A 17,465-nucleotide genomic window follows, 5' to 3' on the forward strand; every position below is an offset into this window, starting at 1 on the left:
TATTTATTATTCAGTCGGTTACTCAAACCGCTTACCCGCACAGATGACCGTTTAACATCCAATACAGCCGTTCGCTGATTTTCCTCCCGCTGCGCGCGCGTGGCTCTGGCACCATAAGCCCAGCATCAATACCTCCAGGTGCAGTTCCAGTACTCAACTCATTCTTATAAACGCCAGGTTTTTAACTATGGATATGAAGAAACTTCTCAAGCATGTGCCGTGGGCCATTATCGGGATTATCGGGGCATTCTGCCTGTCGGTCGTCGCCCTGCGCCGCGGTGAACATGTCAGTGCCCTGTGGATCGTGGTCGCTTCCGTCTCGGTCTATCTGGTGGCTTATCGCTACTACAGCCTTTACATCGCCCAGAAGGTGATGAAACTCGACGAGAGCCGCGCCACGCCTGCGGTGATCAACAACGACGGACTGAACTACGTACCGACTAACCGCTACGTGCTGTTCGGCCACCACTTTGCCGCTATCGCTGGCGCAGGTCCGCTGGTCGGCCCTGTGCTCGCCGCCCAAATGGGCTACCTGCCGGGCACGCTGTGGCTGCTGGCAGGCGTCGTGCTGGCGGGGGCGGTGCAGGACTTCATGGTGCTGTTTATCTCCTCGCGCCGTAACGGTTCGTCTCTGGGCGAAATGGTGAAAGAGGAAATGGGCCGCGTGCCGGGCTCCATCGCCCTGTTCGGCTGCTTCCTGATTATGATCATCATCCTCGCGGTGCTGGCGCTGATTGTGGTGAAAGCTCTGGCTGAAAGTCCTTGGGGCGTGTTCACCGTCTGCTCAACCGTGCCGATTGCGCTGTTTATGGGCATCTACATGCGCTTTATTCGCCCGGGACGCGTGGGCGAAGTGTCGGTCATCGGCATCGTGCTGCTGGTTGCCTCCATCTGGTTCGGTGGCGTGATTGCCCACGACCCGTACTGGGGCCCGGCGCTGACCTTCAAAGACACCACCATCACCTTCGCGCTGATTGGCTACGCGTTTGTTTCCGCGCTGCTGCCGGTGTGGCTGATTCTGGCCCCGCGTGACTATCTCGCCACCTTCCTGAAAATCGGCGTTATCGTCGGCCTGGCGCTGGGGATCGTTATCCTCAACCCTGAGCTGAAAATGCCTGCGGTCACGCAGTATATCGACGGTACCGGCCCGCTGTGGAAGGGCGCGATGTTCCCGTTCCTGTTTATCACCATCGCCTGCGGTGCGGTGTCTGGTTTCCATGCGCTGATCTCCTCCGGCACCACGCCGAAGCTGCTGGCAAATGAGAAAGACGCCCGCCTGATTGGCTATGGCGCGATGCTGATGGAGTCCTTCGTGGCGATCATGGCGCTGGTTGCGGCGTCCATTATCGAACCGGGCCTGTACTTCGCGATGAACACCCCGCCTGCGGGCCTCGGCATCACCATGCCAAACCTGCATGAGATGGGCGGTGAGAACGCCGCGATGATCATGGCGCAGCTGAAAGACGCGAGCATTCACGCCGCGGCAACCGTCAGCTCCTGGGGCTTCGTGATTTCGCCTGAGCAGATCATGCAGACCGCGAAAGATATCGGCGAACCTTCCGTACTGAACCGCGCAGGTGGCGCACCTACGCTGGCAGTAGGTATCGCGCACGTGTTCCACAAAGTGCTGCCGTGGGCGGACATGGGCTTCTGGTACCACTTCGGTATTCTGTTCGAAGCGCTGTTTATCCTCACCGCGCTGGATGCCGGTACGCGTGCGGGCCGCTTCATGTTGCAGGACCTGCTCGGCAACTTCGTGCCGTTCCTGAAGAAAACCGACTCACTGGTGGCAGGTATTCTGGGCACGGCGGGCTGCGTGGGTCTGTGGGGCTACCTGCTTTATCAGGGCGTGGTTGACCCACTCGGCGGCGTGAAGAGCCTGTGGCCGCTGTTCGGTATCTCTAACCAGATGCTGGCCGCCGTGGCGCTGGTGCTCGGCACCGTCGTGCTGGTGAAAATGAAGCGTACCAAATACATCTGGGTAACGGTTGTCCCGGCGCTGTGGCTGCTGCTGTGCACCACCTGGGCACTGGGCCTGAAGCTGTTCAGCACCAACCCGCAGCTGGAAGGCTTCTTCTTTATGGCGAACCAGTACAAAGAGAAGATTGCTAACGGCAGCGCAGACCTTACCGCGCAGCAGATTGCCAACATGAACCATATCGTGGTGAACAACTACACTAACGCGGGTCTGAGCATTCTGTTCCTGGTGGTGGTCTACAGCATCATCTTCTACGGCATTAAGACCTGGATGAAGGCCCGCAACATCGACGCGCGTACCGATAAAGAGACGCCGTATGTGCCGGTACCTGAGGGTGGCGTGAAGACCTCTTCGCATCATTAACACGACGGCGGGTGGCGCTACGCTAACCCGCCCTACACTATACCTGTAGGCCCGGCAAGCATTGCGCCGCCGGGCATTTACTTATCAGGATGGGCAATGTTTGGTAACTTAGGGCAGGCAAAAAAATACCTCGGCCAGGCGGCGAAGATGCTGATTGGCATCCCGGACTACGACAACTACGTCGAACACATGCAGACCAACCATCCGGACAAGCCGTACATGACCTACGAAGAATTCTTCCGCGAGCGCCAGCAGGCGCGCTACGGCGGCAGTGGAGAAGGCGGCATGCGCTGCTGCTAAAGGAGAAACGATGACCCAGATTGCAGTCACCCTGCTGACCGGATTTCTCGGCGCAGGCAAAACTACCCTGTTGCGCCATATCCTCGACGAACAGCACGGCTTTAAAATTGCCGTCATTGAAAACGAATTCGGCGAAGTCTCGATAGACACCCAACTGGTAGGCGACCGCGCCACGCAGATCAAAACCCTCACTAACGGCTGCATCTGCTGCAGTAAATCTAACGAACTGGAAGACGCGCTACTGGATCTGCTCGACGCCCGCGATCGCGGTGATATCGAGTTTGATCGGCTGATCATCGAATGCACCGGCATGGCCGATCCCGGTCCGATTGTGCAGACCTTTTTCTCCCACGAGATCCTCTGCGAGCGCTATCTGCTGGACGGCGTGATCGCCCTGGTTGACGCCGTACACGCCGAAGATCAGATGAATCAGTTCACCCTGGCGCAGTCCCAGGTGGGCTATGCCGATCGGATCCTGCTGACCAAAACCGACGTCGCAGGCGATACCCAAAAGCTGCGCGAACGTCTGGCCCGTATCAATGCCCGCGCGCCGATCCACACCGTCACGCACGGCGAGATCGACCTGAATCAGCTATTTAACACCAACGGCTTTATGCTCGAAGAAAACGTTATCCAGCCAAAACCGCGCTTCCATTTTATGGTGGAAAAGCAAAACGACATCTCATCGATTGTGGTGGAACTGGATTACCCTGTGGACATCAGCGACGTCTCCCGCGTGATGGAAAATCTGCTGCTTGATTTCGCTGACAAACTTCTGCGCTACAAAGGCATGCTGTGGATAGACGGCGAGCCGAATCGCCTGCTGTTCCAGGGCGTCCAGCGCCTCTACAGCGCCGACTGGGACCGCCCATGGGGCGAAGAACCGCCGCACAGCACGATGGTGTTTATCGGCGTGCAGCTGCCTGAAGACGACATTCGTGCGGCGTTTGCGGGGTTGAAGCGCTGACAGAGGGCGTAGTTTACTCCCTCTCCCTTTGGGAGAGGGGATCAGGCCGCACAACCTTTACATCAACGGCTCAGGCAGCGTCACCACCCAAAGCTCGCTGTCCGACTCCGGTTTTTCCAGCGGCTTAATGCCGATCGTCGTCGCCACCACTTTGTCATCAACGGTCAGCTTACCCTGATCGTTAACCCGATAATCCTTCAGCTTTTTGCCCTCCACCGGATCCTTCAGCGTGGTCTTCACGCCAAAGTCGTTGTCATTCGCCACGGCGATCGTTTTGCTGTCGATCAGCGCGAGGCCTTCGGCTTTCTCCTGCTGCCAGCCGAGCTTGCGCAGATCGACGGCCAGCGTTTTCGACGCTAACTGGATCCCGCGCTTCGCCAGCTTATCGGCATCATCAAATTCCGGATACTCACCCGGCTTATCAAACGCCGCCAGGTCGCTGGCCTTGCTCAGGTCGACCTTATAGACGTTATTGCGCATCACGTCGTGCTTATCGCCACCCTGCTCTATCAACAGGATGTGCTGATTATCCAGCGCCACGATGTCGCCGATTTTGGCATCGCTGTTCTTGCTGTAGACGTCGTCAATCGGGTAGCCGTACATCGCCGTTTTGCCGGTCGCCGGGTCGAAGCTCACCAGGCGGGTGAACAGCGCTTTTTTCTTACTCTTGCCGTCGATGTCCAGCGTGCTTTGCACCGCCGCGATAATGCGGCCGTCCGGCATCCGCGTGATACCTTCAAAGCCGCGGTTCGGCTGGCGCCACTTGATGATATTCGGCAAGCCGCCCGCAATCGCCTTTTCGCCATCCTGCGCCTGCGGGCCATGCACGGCGAGGATCTTGCCCGTCGCGTCGATGTTGATCAGGAACGGACCGTATTCATCACACAGCCAGAAGCCGCCTTTGCCGTCGGGCGTGATGCCTTCGGTATCCAGCCCACGATTATCGCCAGTGAGGGTTTTCAGCGTATCGCTGAGCGCTACTTCATTGGTGGAGCCAATCACGTCGCTCTGCAACGGCAGGCCGTTGATCTGGCCCTTGTCGTCATGCAGCGCGCGGACATCCGCTGCCTGTGCCTTACCGTTTTCCACGCGAATGGATAGCAGCAGCGGCGCAAATTCAGGTGTGACGAAAATCTTCGCCTCCTGCTTACTAACGTTCGGCGCATCCGCGTTCGGGCCGCGATCCGTCACCGTCGCAAACGTCAGCGCATCGCCCTGCTTGCCGGTAAATAGCAGTCCAGAACCAATGCCAACAGGCAACCCATTCGGAAACACTGAAGCAAAAGCGCCGCTGTAATTAATGTGCGAACCTTCCGGGAAGCTCACCACGTAGCGTTCTGCAGTAGGTTCAGCGGCGAACGCGTTGAGGGAAAATGCGGATAACAAAGCCAGAGGAATCAATTTTATTTTCATGTCGTTAGCACCTTTTTATGAGTGTGAACAACGTAAGAAGGTGAGATGACAGGGAGATGACGGTGGGGTGACGGTTTGGGGATTCTAACTGGTTGAAAGTAGCCAATATGGTTATCGTAACAAAGTGATAGCGTTTAAAACTTACTCGGCCAATAATATTTTCCCTGGTATGTATATTGATATTTGATTTAACAATATGGGTGTTAAGATGCACATAAATTTAAAAAAACTCCTTAGACATATAGCCACTACAATTCCAATGTATGAATTCATTTCAGATTTAATTACTTTTATTAGAAGACCAGAGATCTATGATGGCCAGCATGAATATGTCCCATTGTATAAACCAGGGGGGAACTATATAAAATCATTGATACTCGTTGGAGTGATAACAGGGTTAATCAGTTTTATAGCTAAAGGCTCTGTCCCCGTTGATAATACTAGCCTAATACTTAAACCATTCGCTTTTCTTTTAATCCTATCCTATCAAGCAATTTCATTTGGAATGATAATTTGGGCTCTTGTGTTTGCATTTGTTTTCTTTAAAGAGAAGAAACTGCATACCGTATGCTTTCTACAGACATTGCATGCATACTCAGTCATGAATTTACTTATTCCTGCATTCATGTTCATTGGCATTAACAGAATCATATTGATTGTGTTTAGTACATTACCTTTCTGGATGGATATTATATCATTAACCTTACCACTTATTTTCTTCTTAATGACCTATAGATTACTAGTTAAACCTATACAACAATATATTTCAAGGCATTATAATAATCTAAGCGCCTGGATAATTACAGCATTCATTTTCAGCTTAGGATTTTGGTTGCTTGGACATCTACCTTCCCTTTATAATAACAATGTCATTGACATTAATAACATGAATAGCTTATTGAATCAACTCAAAGACAATTTTCATAACTAAAAACAAACAACACCATTTAATTATTGATACTTACAAAACAAAAACATATAGCAAAAAAAATGCCAACTTCTTTTCTGAAATACCAAGAAAAGTGAACCAGATCGCATCATTCATTCACCAACAATAATTACTCTACCGATACTCACTTTCCCTCTGCACCGACTGGAAGAAGCACGATGAAAGGAACTCTCTCGATGAACCTGAATGATCTTTCATCCTGTAGCACAATGACAAAATCCCCGGTCTGGGGAGTGATGGACGTTTTACAATGGAAACTCACTCCTGAGAAATGGGGAGGTGGCGTTGGCTACATCCAGAAATTTAAAGACAGTTGGGTTATCCATAACAGACAAATCATAAAATTCGCTGCCGCAGAATTTAAGCTACCTGCAGAATTGCTTACCGGTGTGTGCTGGATAGAAGTCGGTGGAGACCCCAATTTTATCGACAGCGTCGATTTGAGGTCAGGGCCTTTGACTGGAGCGGCCCGGAATATGTTGACCGGTATTTAACGCTGACCAGCCCACCAGAGAAAACATCCTTTGGCTTTGTCAGCATGCAGCTAAGAACCGCAGCAAAAACCTCGGCCTGGATGCGACCAAAATGAAGGCCTCCGATCTCAGGAGACTGGCAGCCGGCCTTGAGAAAGACAACTACAACATCAGCCTGGTCGCCCGCCACCTTCGTGAACTGGCTGATTATGATAATCTACCCTCGCAGCTCAGCATGGACGACATCAGACTTGTCGGGGCAAGGTATAACAGAGGCATCATCCCGACGCTTGCTGAGATAAAAAGAAACACAAGCTATGGCGACTTTATTGTCAAACACTGGCAGCGGTTTAACAAACTGGTATCGTACTAAATGAAAAACAAACTCAGAATCCCCCTCCTGCTGGTTTATATCGCTGCAATGCTGGCACTGTATATCCTCTCCGTCGATAAATACTCGTGGATGCGTGAGGTGGATCCTTATGTGTCGCCACGGTCGATAAATATCAATACCGCTAACGGCTATCCTCTGGCGACGATAACGTTCGTGTTTATCCTGGCCCTGCAGCTCCTGTGGTTCACTTTGGAAAAAAGGAAGAAAGGTAAAGTCACCGCAGTGGTATTAGCCCTGGCTGCCGCATTATTCTACCTTGCGGGCGTTTTACGCCTGCTTTAGCGCAATATTTGCCATCCCTTCAGTACTGAAGATAATTGTCACCCTGCCCTGCAGGCGAACATTCGGGGCTATAGTGTAAAAAGACCACTTTGACGCAAGGATGTTTGTATGAACCAGATGGCACTGGCATCAGACAACTCCACTACACAAAAATCTCCCAACTCTATATGGCTGGCGGGCAGCGCCCTCGGCGTGGTGTTCGGCGATATCGGCACCAGCCCGCTGTATACCCTGAAAACGGTTATTCTGCTTTCCGGCGGCAGCCCGACGCCCGCCATCATTCTCGGCCTGCTATCGTTGATCGTCTGGACGCTTATCCTCGTCACCTCAATAAAATATGCCCTCTTCGCGATGCGCTTCGACAACCGGGGCGAAGGCGGGATCATGGCGCTCATGTCGCTGTTACAGCACAACGGCAAAGGCCGCGGCCTCATCATCTTTGCCGGGCTGCTGGGCGCGGCGCTGATCTACGGCGACGGGGCAATCACCCCGGCAATTTCCGTGCTGTCGGCGCTGGAAGGATTAAAGATCGTCTTCCCGGAAGGGCAGCACCTGATCCTGCCGGGCACGGTGGCCATTCTGGTGGCATTGTTTGCCATTCAGCCGTTTGGCACGGCCAAAATCGGCATCGTGTTTGGCCCCATCATGACGCTGTGGTTTGTGGTGATTGCCGGGCTCGGCATCTGGGGCATCGCCCAACATCCGGCGGTGTTGATGGCGATAAACCCTTATTACGGCGTGCATTTTTTGCTGTCGAACGGGCTGGTGAGCTTTCTGGTGCTGGGCGGGGTCTTTCTGTGCGTGACCGGAGCCGAGGCACTGTATGCCGACATGGGGCATTTCGGTAAGAAACCGGTCTGGATGGCGTGGTTTGGCCTGGTATTCCCGAGCCTGCTGCTGAACTACGCCGGGCAGTCAGCGCTGCTGCTTTCCGGGGCGGATATCACCCACAATATTTTCTTTCGCCTCTGCCCACCGGCGCTGCAAATTCCGTTAGTTATCCTGGCGACGCTCGCCACCATCATCGCAAGCCAGGCCATTATTACCGGTGCATTTTCCATGACCCGCCAGACCATCCAGCTCGGCTGGCTGCCGAGGTTGTTGGTGAAGCAGACGGCAGAGGACAACTACGGCCAGATTTACATCGGCATCGTCAACTGGCTGCTGATGATCGCCACGGTGTTTCTCGCCGTGTTCTTCAAATCCTCCGATAACCTCGCCGCCGCGTATGGCATTGCCGTGTCGCTGACCATGCTGATGACTTCCGGTCTGCTGTACGCGGCGATGCGCCGCATCTGGCACTGGAACCGCACCGCCAGCGGGCTGGTCGCCCTGTTGTTCCTGGCTATCGACACCTGTTTTCTGATAGCCAACCTCATTAAGGTGCTGGAAGGCGGCTACATTCCGCTGCTGCTCGCCGCGGTGATTTGTACGGTGATGATAGTCTGGCATCGCGGGCGCGCCGCCACGCTGCATTCGCTGAACGATATCGGCATGGACGTTGAGACCTTTTTCGACAAGCTGGAAGCGAACAACATCCCTCGCGGCCCTGGCTCGGCGGTGTTTTTGACCCGCTCGCAGGGCGGTATTCCGCCGTTGATGCGCTGGCATGTGATGCGTAATCGGTCACTTCAGGAGAATGTCCTGGCCCTGACCGTCACCGTTTTGAATGTCCCGCGCATCGCCAACGTGAACCGGCTGGTTATCCGCCGGGCCGCGCCCAACTACTGGCGTGCAGTGGCCTATTACGGCTTTATGGAACGCCCGAATATTCCGGCGCTCCAGCGTGAAATCAGCAAGCGAAACTGCCCGTTTGAGCTGGCTGATGCCACCTATTATCTCGGCCACGAAACCATCGTCGGCCGTGAAGATGGCGAAGGCATCGCCACCTGGCAGCGCCGATGCTTTGCGTTCATGGCCCGCAACTGCACGCACGCGACGCACTATTACCATCTTCCTGGCGATCAGGTGGTGGAAATCAGCCGCCGCGTGGCTATCTGACGCACAGGCTTTGCACTCTTCTGCCGTCCCGCTCTATGCTTAGGGTATGGAAAAATTAGCTGAACTTAAACGCGCCAAGCTGCTGGCGCTCTCGCTGCTGCTGGTTGCGGCCGCCATTTTTGTCACCACGCTGTTTCTGCCGCCGACGCGGTGGGTGAGCGCGCTGAAGGCGATTTCGGAAGCGGCGATGGTTGGCGCCCTTGCAGACTGGTTTGCGGTGGTGGCGCTCTTTCGCCGCGTGCCGCTGCCGTTTATTTCCCGCCATACGGCGATCATTCCCCGCAATAAGGACCGAATTGGCGACAATCTCGGCCACTTTGTGCAGGAAAAATTTCTCGACACCCAGTCGCTGGTCAATCTGATCCACAAACACGAACCCGCGCTGATGCTTGGAACCTGGTTCAGCCAGCCCGAAAACTCGCGGCGCGTGGGGCAGCACTTAATTCAGGTGATGAGCGGTTTTCTGGAGCTGACCGACGATTCACGCATTCAGAACTTACTCAAACGCGCCGTGCACAAAGCGATTGATAAAGTGGATTTAACCGGCACCAGCGCGCTGATGCTGGAGAGCATGACCAAAAATAACCGTCACCAGAAGCTGCTGGATGCGATGATTACGCAGCTGATCGCCCTGCTTCAGCGTGAGAGCAGCCGCGAATTTATCGCCCGGCAAATCATTCACTGGCTGAAAAAAGAGCATCCGCTAAAGGCCAAAGTGCTGCCAACCGAATGGCTCGGTGAACACAGCGCGGAGATGGTGACAGAAGCGGTGAACACGCTGCTGGATGACGTCAGCCAGGACAGCGCACATCAGGTACGTCACGCCTTTGACCGCGCGGTGGCAAAACTCATTGATAACCTGAAGGCCGATCCGGAGATGGCGGAGAAGGCAGACAACATCAAACGCTACCTCAAAAATGACGAGGCGTTTAACCGTTATCTCAGCGAAATGTGGGGCGATCTGCGCCAGTGGCTGAAGGATGACATGACCGCCGATAATTCACGCGTACTTCAACGCTTCTCCGAAGCCGGGCAGTGGTTCGGTGAAACGCTGGTTGCGGACAACGCCCTGCGGGCGTCTCTCAATGGCCACATGGAGCAGGCCGCTCGCCGCGTTGCGCCCGATTTCGCCACCTTTCTGACCCGCCATATCAGCGATACGGTTAAGAGCTGGGACGCGCGGGATATGTCGCGGCAGATTGAGCTGAACATCGGCAAAGACCTGCAGTTTATCCGCATCAACGGCACGCTGGTCGGCGGCACCATTGGCCTGATTTTATGGCTGCTTTCACAGCTGCCCGCGCTGGTGATGCCGCTGATTCACTGAAGTAACAAGGTGACGGGATGAAGCACCCCGTCGGTTACTTTACTGCTGAGCCCGTCGCAACACGCCTTTCAACAGCAGCTCAAGATGCTGAGCCTCGAAGCGATCAAACTTGAGATTTTTTGCCTCAAAACTCACGCGTCCAAACAGAAGAAGTGCGGTTACGACGACGATAATGAGCACATCACGGGGTGATATTTTCACTATCCTGCCTCCTTGCGGAGCCATGCCCTACCACAGCTAATCCGGGCCTTCACCGTGGGCGCAATCAAGTTGTGGAAGTTGACTGCCAGAGCCAGCTCGGTTGACAGGCTTTCATACCCGGCGGGAGCTACCCCGCTGAAAGGTCCATGGTAAGTATGCCCTCACCCGCCATGCGCATTCAGGGAACGCATGGCGGGTAAAAAGCAGCCTCACTCACCTGCAGAACTGGTTCTCGTTCCACGTTGATATTTTGCACTGTAACCCTGCAAAAAGAACGACTATTTCAGGAAGGAGCTTCACATTTGAAGATGAAAGTCAGTTGCAACGAACGTTCAAAGCGCTAAACTCTTTCCCGTGGAAGTTGATTGCCAGAACACATGCACATCCAGGCTTAAACCGGGATGTACAGGCCGCTAACCTGTTAGCATGACAAAAAAGCCGCTCGTTGAAGCGGCTTTTTTGTACCTGTCACCTGGCGAATCACGCATTCGGGTTGCTGACCACAAATCGCGTGGCGGTGAAACAATTGAGGATCTTGTGCACCAGGAACACCATCGTTAGCGTGGCCAGCAGCGATACCGTCACGGAAACGACGCGGTAGAGATCGCTGAACACCAAATCCTGTTCCGGATGCAGGTTCTGCCCGAACATGATGCCGATAGTCGTGATACTCGCAAATCCGACGCCCGCGCCCACCTTTTCCATTACGTGTAAACGTGCGCTGAACGCCAGCCCCAGGCCAATCAACGGCATCATCAACAGCATATGGCTGCTGTGATCGTAGAGGATAAGCTGCACCACCAGAATATAGAGACAGGCCAGCACTACCCCCACCACGCGCCAGAGCGAACTGAGCACCGCGCCGCGATAATGCATCGGGAAAAGGATCAGGATCCCCGCCATCTGCGCCGACAGCGAATCGCTCAGATCGCACGCCTGGAAAATCACAAAAATAGCCGTTGCCACCGTGCCGGAAAGCAAAGATTCATGCCGTACGCGGGCGGCATCTTTTTCGATACGCGGTGGCGGCAGGCGAGGTTCGACGTCAGGTAGCAGAAAATGCATCAGCGCGCTCAACGCCACGGCCATCACGCTCGCCTCCATATTCGAGAACATCAGCGTGTGCCAGTTGCTGGTGGGGTAGCTCATAAAGTTGAGCATCACGCTCTGGCATACCACGCCCATTGAGCCAAACAGGAACAGCGGCCCCTGGCTCATAAAGCGAAAGCGCATCACGTAAAGCGCAAACACCACCAACGTCATGATAACCGGCCACTGTGACAGATAGCCGATGATCAGCACCATTTCGATGCAGTTCAGGGCAGAACTGAACACGAACTGTTTGGCGACATGACGGTTAAACACCGGCACCAGCGACAACAGCATCACCGGATAGACAACAAAGAACACGCCGTACTGCACGTTGTAGAACGTTGAAATGCTGAGCGCCAGCATCCCGGCAAAGACAATCCGCAGCGTCTGACGAAAATCATTGGCGCTATAGAAGATGTTGTCGTGCGGCGTAAAAACCCGCGCCAGAGTGTTAATAGACATAATGCAGCCAGCTGACGAGGCGGATTTGCAGCCCGGAGAAAAAGCGCGCCAGCGGGCCTTCGCTGTTATAAAGCTGGACAGTGGCGCGGGCCCCCGCAGGCAGCGTTTTATCGAGGGGTTCGTTCAGCGTGACGTGAATGCGCATCCGCTGGGCGTCGCGCACCCAGCGATTCGACTCTTCCGGCTGCGAAAGCTGCCCGTTCACCGCCTGCTGTCCGGCGAGGATCCCGGCATCGCTGCTGGTGACCTGCGCGTGAAACACCTGGCCCGGCAGAGCATCAAACACCACGGCGGCAGCGGTGCCCACCCGGGTATGACGCAGACTTTTTTCACGGAAGTCCGCCACGATATCGGTGTTATCGTTCACCAGCGCCAGCAGCGCCGTACCCGCGCTGGTATACAGCCCAGGGCTTAACTGTAAGTTGCTCACCGTGCCATCCGCTTCGGCACGGATCTTCGTCCAGCCGAGCGCCAGCTGCGCTTCCTCCAGCGCATTGCGGTATTTTTGCAGCGTCACATTACGATCGTCGTTACGCTCCCCGCGCTGGATCCGCAGATTATCAATGCCCGCATTAAGCGAACTCACCGACTGCTGGCTGTTCTGCCACGCGGTGCGTACGTTATCCAGATCCTGCTGCGACACGTTCTGCATCGTTGCCAGCCGCTGGTAGCGGCCAAAAGTTGCCTGATTATTGCGGGCGGTGATTTGTGCGGTCTTCAGGTTGGCGAGCTGCGCGGCGATTTGGGCATCCAGCTGTTGATTGCTGAGCTTCGCCTGCTCCAGCGCAATCTGCGCCGCCTCCAGCTTGTTGATAAACGGTGTCGCATCCAGCTCATAAAGCAGGTCGCCCTTTTTCACCTGGCTGTTGTTGTGCACGTAGACGTGCGAAACGTATCCGGAAACGCGTGCGGACACGGGCGTAACAACACGCATCACCGTGGAGTCCGGCGTCAGCGGGATCCAGATATCGGCGACAATAAAGTAGACAAACATCAGCAGGAAAGAGGCAATACTCACCCTTACCCAGCGGGCAAATTTTTGTTCGGGGCTCATCATTTTTCAGGTCTTATTGATTTCGTCGCGGATGTTCCGCATGTTGCAGGCGAGTTGGTTGAGCGTATTGCTGAAGGCGTCCATGACTTCGGCAGGAATCGTTTCGGTGACGCGCTGTTGACAAGTTTCGACGACAGTTGTCAGGCGTTCAAGGACTTCCCGGCCTTTCGGAGTCAGCGTCAGCAGGCGGCAGCGCTTGTCGTACGGCGATATCGTACGCAGCAAATAGCCCTGCTCTTCAAGCTGGACGAGGGTGCGCATCAGTGGGGGCAGCTCAATGCCCTGCACTTCCGCCAGCTCGCTGACGGAGACATTGTCGCCCAGCTCTTTAAGCTGCATCAGCGTGGTCCAGCTGGACTGCGTCAGGCCAGTATCGGTGATGGCGTGATCGATAATCGCGCGCCACTGACGCACCACCATCGCCATACGCATTCCCATCGGGCGGCGGGCAAACAACTCATCTTCGGTCATAGCGATCCCCTCAGTAACAGGGGATCAGGCTAATACTTACCATGATAAGTATCAAGAAACACAGACAGGAAAGCGCATGGAATGTGAAAAGGGAATGCCCGGTGGCGCTGCGCTTACCGGGCCTACGAACCCACGCCGCGTGGGCCGGTAAAACGCAGCCGCCACCGGGCAATCACCATCGGGTAAAAAAGGTTAGCAATAGTCATCGCGCCGCAGCCCGACATCTTTAAGCTGCTCGTCGCTGAGCCTGTCCAGCACCTGACGCGTCCGCCATGCGCGCCAGGTTTGCCGCGCCCAGCGTCCAGCCAAAACAAAAATATGGAACGGTGCTTTCGCCCGGTTTTCATAAAATTCCATCCTGCACCTCCTCTCGCTGTCGATGACCTATCATCGCCGGGCGCAGGCTTTACAATACAGATGCAAAATGTACTTTTATTTAACATACAGATTCGCTAAAACGGAATCTGCACGGTGCTTTTTACGCCCATCTGTATGGGTTCAGGCATCTGTATGGTGAATAAAGGGGATACAGTGATGACACGCTACCAGCATCTGGCGAATCTGCTCGCCGAACGCATTGAGCAAGGGCTCTATCGGCAGGGGGAGAAACTGCCCTCGGTACGTGCGCTGAGCCAGGAGCACGGCGTCAGTATCAGCACCGTGCAGCAGGCCTATCAGACTCTGGAGACGCAGCAGCTCATCACGCCGCAGCCCCGATCCGGTTATTTTATTACTCCACGCAAAGCCCAGCCTCCCGTCCCGGCAATGACGCGCCCGGTCCAGCGCCCGGTGGATATTACCCAGTGGGATCAGGTGCTGGATTTATTGAGTGCCCGCGGTGACAAATCCATTACCGCCTTCGGTGGCGGTTCCCCGGACGTCACGCAGCCCAGCCTGAAACCGCTGTGGCGCGACATGACCCGCGCCGTTCAGCACAGCACCAGCGATATTTTCAGCTATGACACCCTGCCGGGCCGCCGCGAGCTGCGCGAACAAATCGCCCGTCTGATGCTGGATGGCGGCACCGTAGCCACTTCTGAAGATATCGTTATCACCAACGGCTGCCACGCGGCGTTGTCCATTGCGCTGTTAGCAGTGTGCGTGCCGGGTGATATCGTCGCCGTGGAATCGCCCTGTTATTACGGCACCATGCAGCTGCTGCGTGGGTTTGGCATCAAAACGATTGAGATCCCAACCGATCCGCAAACCGGGATCAGCATTGAAGCGCTGGAGCTGGCCCTCGAGCAGTGGCCGGTGAAGGGCGTGATCCTCGTGCCGAACTGCAACAATCCGCTCGGCTTTATCATGCCCGATGCCCGCAAGCGGCAAATCCTGGCTCTGGCGCAGCGCCACGACATCGTGATTTTTGAAGATGATATTTACGGCGAGCTGGCGAATGACTATCCGCGCCCGCGCACGATCAAGTCCTGGGATATCGACGGCCGGGTGCTACTGTGCAGCTCCTTCACCAAAACGGTCGCGCCGGGGCTGCGCGTCGGCTGGATTGTGCCGGGCCGCTATTACGACAGGGTGCTGCATATGAAATACGCCACCAGCGCGACCAACGTTCCGGTCACTCAGCTGGCGGTGGCAGCATTTATCCGCGACGGCCATTACCATCGCCACGTTCGCCGGATGCGGCAGATTTATCACAGCAACATGGAAACTTATACCTGCTGGATCCGCCAGTATTTCCCCTGCGATATCTGCGTGACGCGCCCGCAGGGCGGCTACATGCTGTGGGTTGAGCTACCGGAAATCGTCGATATGGTCTGCGTCGCAAAACAGCTGTGCGAGATGAAAATCCAGGTGGCACCGGGCTCGCTGTTTTCCGCGTCGGGCAAATACCGTAACTGCTTACGCATCAACTGCGCATTACCGACCACGGAAACGCACCGCTGCGTGATGGAGAAACTCGGCGAAGCCATTCATAAGGCTATGGAGTAAACGGGTTCGTCAGTCGAAAAAGACCATACCGGCATACGGTTTTGCACGGCATGCCGCCAGGCGCTGTGCAAGATTGCCGACGTGAAGTTCCAGACGATGACCGTCGGGATCGAGAAAATAGTGCGATGCGCAGGTGCTCAGGCCGCTCTGAACTCAACGTTAATGCCGTCTCTTTATCGAGTATTTATCTGTAGTTTTAATAGAGACAAGTCTTTTTCTGGCTCTGTTCGCTTTTCCAGAATCGCATTGTCGGATGACGACCCTCTCCAGGAACCAGATATAGTGACGGTCCTGTTTAGTTAGTGACTCCGCCGTTACCACATGAATCTAAAGCCATTTTCGTTACTTACTTCTGGCTTTTTAAGCTGCAAGCTGTTGATGTGTGCATTATCGAATACCATTTCATGTTCTTGCGACATTTCAAACAGAACCAGGTTCGCTATCGGCAAGTTTCAGGCATTCACAAAAAAGCATCATCTGCCGCAGAGCTGATGCAGTTATCAGTACACGTATACATCCAGACATTGATAACACACTGTCAGATATGTCAGTACATTGATGAATGCCAGGGAACAGCCATTGATAAAATTAGAAAGTGCCCTATTTTTAATCTTCTTTACAATCTGTCTGTGAGGTTTTCCATCGTCTAGCCAATTAACAGACACGGCACAGATAAGGGTTAAATTAGCCCCCCTCCTTATCCCCACACTTTTTATGAGCATTCCATTAGTCTGGCTTACCAAAGTAAGATGATTTCTCATCATTTCTTCGTAATATATCTCGATCACTCAGGTCAAAATAATAGGAAACAAAAACATGAAATTTAAATTCCATGTTCACACATCTGTGTATTTTTCCTGCGGTAGAAAGTCATTTGATGCAAAAAACCATCACCACCTCACAATTTAGTTACAAAAGCATACAAAATTTAACATTAATATGGTTTAATTATCCACATTAACGTTTGATCAGGAAACAGCCAGGAATGTTAATGCCTTACCCGATTTTTTGCTCAGGAAGGTGTTGCACGTCACACTTTTATCGCGTAAAAAGAGCGCCTGGAGAAGGAAACACCAATTCATTTGTAACATGAGGAAGCTAAATGTCTTCCTGAATTGCAGATAAATCAGTCAATTTTTTCTCTTTTTCCGCAGGCAGCGACGATTCTTAAGTGAATTATTAAATGGAGTTAACCAACAGGTAACACATGCGGGAAGCATCTGCAGGTGTGTGTTTTTTTACTGGATGGTGATGACCAATTAAATGAATAAGCGCTATGGCTCAGTAAATAACTGGTTGATTGATCTTCCTTCAGGTTCAATTCTCCATTTAGTCACTGGAGAACGTAAGCGTCTGGGTGAATATCAACTCAAACTGCTCGATGTATTAATGCAGGACGCAGGCAAAATTTTCACCCGTGAAGAGTTAACGAATCTCGTTTGGGACCGGCGGGTCATTGGTAATAACAGTTTGCCTAATGCCATTCATGCACTGCGAGCGGCACTTGAAGATGACGGCAAAAAACAAAAAATTATCAAGACTATCCCCAGAAAAGGATACGTGCTGGAACCGGAATACTGCAGCTTTGTTGAGAAAGACGAAGCAGAGGTGAATGAAGCTGAACCAGCCCCGGAGCCACTGGACGTGATCGATGAGACAGCGCCTACCGTCATCGATGAAGGTGAGAAGGAGATCAAGCTCGTAGCACCGCCTGATATAGAACAAACAGATGTGCAGCCAGCGAGTCGGGCTCAACGCTACTTGCTCCTTGCCTTGATCCTGCTCATCGTA

At 53.9% G+C, this 17,465-nt stretch carries 16 protein-coding genes and 1 pseudogene; 10 read left to right on the plus strand and 7 right to left on the minus strand.

Going from position 1 to position 17,465, the window contains the following annotated elements; all coding sequences use genetic code 11:
• Positions 1 to 187: 187 nt before the first annotated feature.
• From RTU33_RS20280 to yjiA, 3 genes are all read left to right on the plus strand, one after another.
• On the plus strand, positions 188 to 2,341 hold the full coding sequence (locus RTU33_RS20280; protein ID WP_312629786.1) for a carbon starvation CstA family protein: 2,154 nt from the start codon (positions 188 to 190) through the stop codon (positions 2,339 to 2,341).
• A 96-nt stretch (positions 2,342 to 2,437) separates the two neighbouring features.
• Complete coding sequence (locus RTU33_RS20285) at positions 2,438 to 2,641, plus strand: YbdD/YjiX family protein (protein ID WP_312629788.1); 204 nt, start codon at positions 2,438 to 2,440, stop codon at positions 2,639 to 2,641.
• Positions 2,642 to 2,651: 10 nt separating this feature from the next.
• On the plus strand, positions 2,652 to 3,608 hold the full coding sequence (gene yjiA, locus RTU33_RS20290) for a GTPase (RefSeq protein WP_312629790.1): 957 nt from the start codon (positions 2,652 to 2,654) through the stop codon (positions 3,606 to 3,608).
• Between the two features lie 57 nt (positions 3,609 to 3,665).
• Here the strand turns inward: yjiA and RTU33_RS20295 are convergent, their stop codons facing one another.
• Positions 3,666 to 5,021, minus strand: a complete 1,356-nt coding sequence (locus RTU33_RS20295) for an esterase-like activity of phytase family protein (RefSeq protein ID WP_312629792.1) — start codon at positions 5,019 to 5,021, stop codon at positions 3,666 to 3,668.
• A 1,107-nt stretch (positions 5,022 to 6,128) separates the two neighbouring features.
• Here RTU33_RS20295 and RTU33_RS20300 point away from each other — a divergent pair.
• The 5 genes from RTU33_RS20300 to RTU33_RS20320 all read left to right on the plus strand — a co-directional run bounded on the left by RTU33_RS20300 (position 6,129) and on the right by RTU33_RS20320 (position 10,447).
• Entirely contained in the window at positions 6,129 to 6,464 is a 336-nt protein-coding gene (locus RTU33_RS20300; RefSeq protein WP_312629794.1) for a hypothetical protein, read from the plus strand.
• Positions 6,465 to 6,555: 91 nt separating this feature from the next.
• Complete coding sequence (locus RTU33_RS20305) at positions 6,556 to 6,816, plus strand: hypothetical protein (protein ID WP_312629796.1); 261 nt, start codon at positions 6,556 to 6,558, stop codon at positions 6,814 to 6,816.
• On the plus strand, positions 6,817 to 7,119 hold the full coding sequence (locus RTU33_RS20310) for a hypothetical protein (protein ID WP_312629798.1): 303 nt from the start codon (positions 6,817 to 6,819) through the stop codon (positions 7,117 to 7,119). It begins immediately after the preceding gene.
• A 117-nt stretch (positions 7,120 to 7,236) separates the two neighbouring features.
• Positions 7,237 to 9,120 carry a KUP/HAK/KT family potassium transporter gene (locus RTU33_RS20315; RefSeq protein WP_312629807.1) on the plus strand — a complete coding sequence of 628 codons (1,884 nt, stop codon included), beginning with the start codon at positions 7,237 to 7,239 and terminating at the stop codon, positions 9,118 to 9,120.
• 46 nt (positions 9,121 to 9,166) lie between these two features.
• Positions 9,167 to 10,447, plus strand: a complete 1,281-nt coding sequence (locus RTU33_RS20320) for a DUF445 domain-containing protein (protein WP_312629799.1) — start codon at positions 9,167 to 9,169, stop codon at positions 10,445 to 10,447.
• Positions 10,448 to 10,486: 39 nt separating this feature from the next.
• Here RTU33_RS20320 and RTU33_RS20325 read toward each other — a convergent pair whose 3' ends face one another.
• The 5 genes from RTU33_RS20325 to RTU33_RS20345 form a co-directional block, all read right to left on the minus strand.
• On the minus strand, positions 10,487 to 10,648 hold the full coding sequence (locus tag RTU33_RS20325) for a hypothetical protein (protein WP_312629800.1): 162 nt from the start codon (positions 10,646 to 10,648) through the stop codon (positions 10,487 to 10,489).
• A 480-nt stretch (positions 10,649 to 11,128) separates the two neighbouring features.
• Positions 11,129 to 12,202 carry a DUF2955 domain-containing protein gene (locus RTU33_RS20330; protein WP_312629801.1) on the minus strand — a complete coding sequence of 358 codons (1,074 nt, stop codon included), beginning with the start codon at positions 12,200 to 12,202 and terminating at the stop codon, positions 11,129 to 11,131.
• On the minus strand, positions 12,192 to 13,259 hold the full coding sequence (locus RTU33_RS20335) for an HlyD family secretion protein (RefSeq protein WP_312629802.1): 1,068 nt from the start codon (positions 13,257 to 13,259) through the stop codon (positions 12,192 to 12,194). Before RTU33_RS20335 ends, RTU33_RS20330 begins: the two co-directional genes overlap by 11 nt.
• A 3-nt stretch (positions 13,260 to 13,262) precedes the next feature.
• The gene (locus RTU33_RS20340; protein ID WP_312629804.1) at positions 13,263 to 13,727 is read right to left on the minus strand and encodes a MarR family transcriptional regulator; all 465 of its coding nucleotides are present in this window, start codon (positions 13,725 to 13,727) and stop codon (positions 13,263 to 13,265) included.
• A 192-nt stretch (positions 13,728 to 13,919) separates the two neighbouring features.
• Positions 13,920 to 14,084 (minus strand): DUF1127 domain-containing protein, encoded by a 165-nt coding sequence (locus RTU33_RS20345; RefSeq protein WP_312629805.1) that lies wholly within the window; start codon positions 14,082 to 14,084, stop codon positions 13,920 to 13,922.
• A gap of 177 nt (positions 14,085 to 14,261) precedes the next feature.
• On the opposite strand from RTU33_RS20345, the gene RTU33_RS20350 reads away from it, so the two are divergent.
• Positions 14,262 to 15,674 (plus strand): PLP-dependent aminotransferase family protein, encoded by a 1,413-nt coding sequence (locus RTU33_RS20350; RefSeq protein ID WP_312629808.1) that lies wholly within the window; start codon positions 14,262 to 14,264, stop codon positions 15,672 to 15,674.
• A 9-nt stretch (positions 15,675 to 15,683) separates the two neighbouring features.
• Here RTU33_RS20350 and RTU33_RS20355 read toward each other — a convergent pair.
• Positions 15,684 to 15,803, minus strand: a pseudogene (locus RTU33_RS20355) (glutathione transferase); the annotation flags it as partial.
• A gap of 1,134 nt (positions 15,804 to 16,937) precedes the next feature.
• Between RTU33_RS20355 and RTU33_RS20360 the strand changes: the two are divergent.
• On the plus strand, positions 16,938 to 17,465 hold a 528-nt coding region (locus RTU33_RS20360), incomplete at its 3' end, for a winged helix-turn-helix domain-containing protein (protein WP_312629806.1).

Origin of the sequence: Scandinavium sp., from assembly GCF_032012665.1 — a bacterium.
Taxonomy (GTDB): Bacteria; Pseudomonadota; Gammaproteobacteria; order Enterobacterales; family Enterobacteriaceae; genus Scandinavium.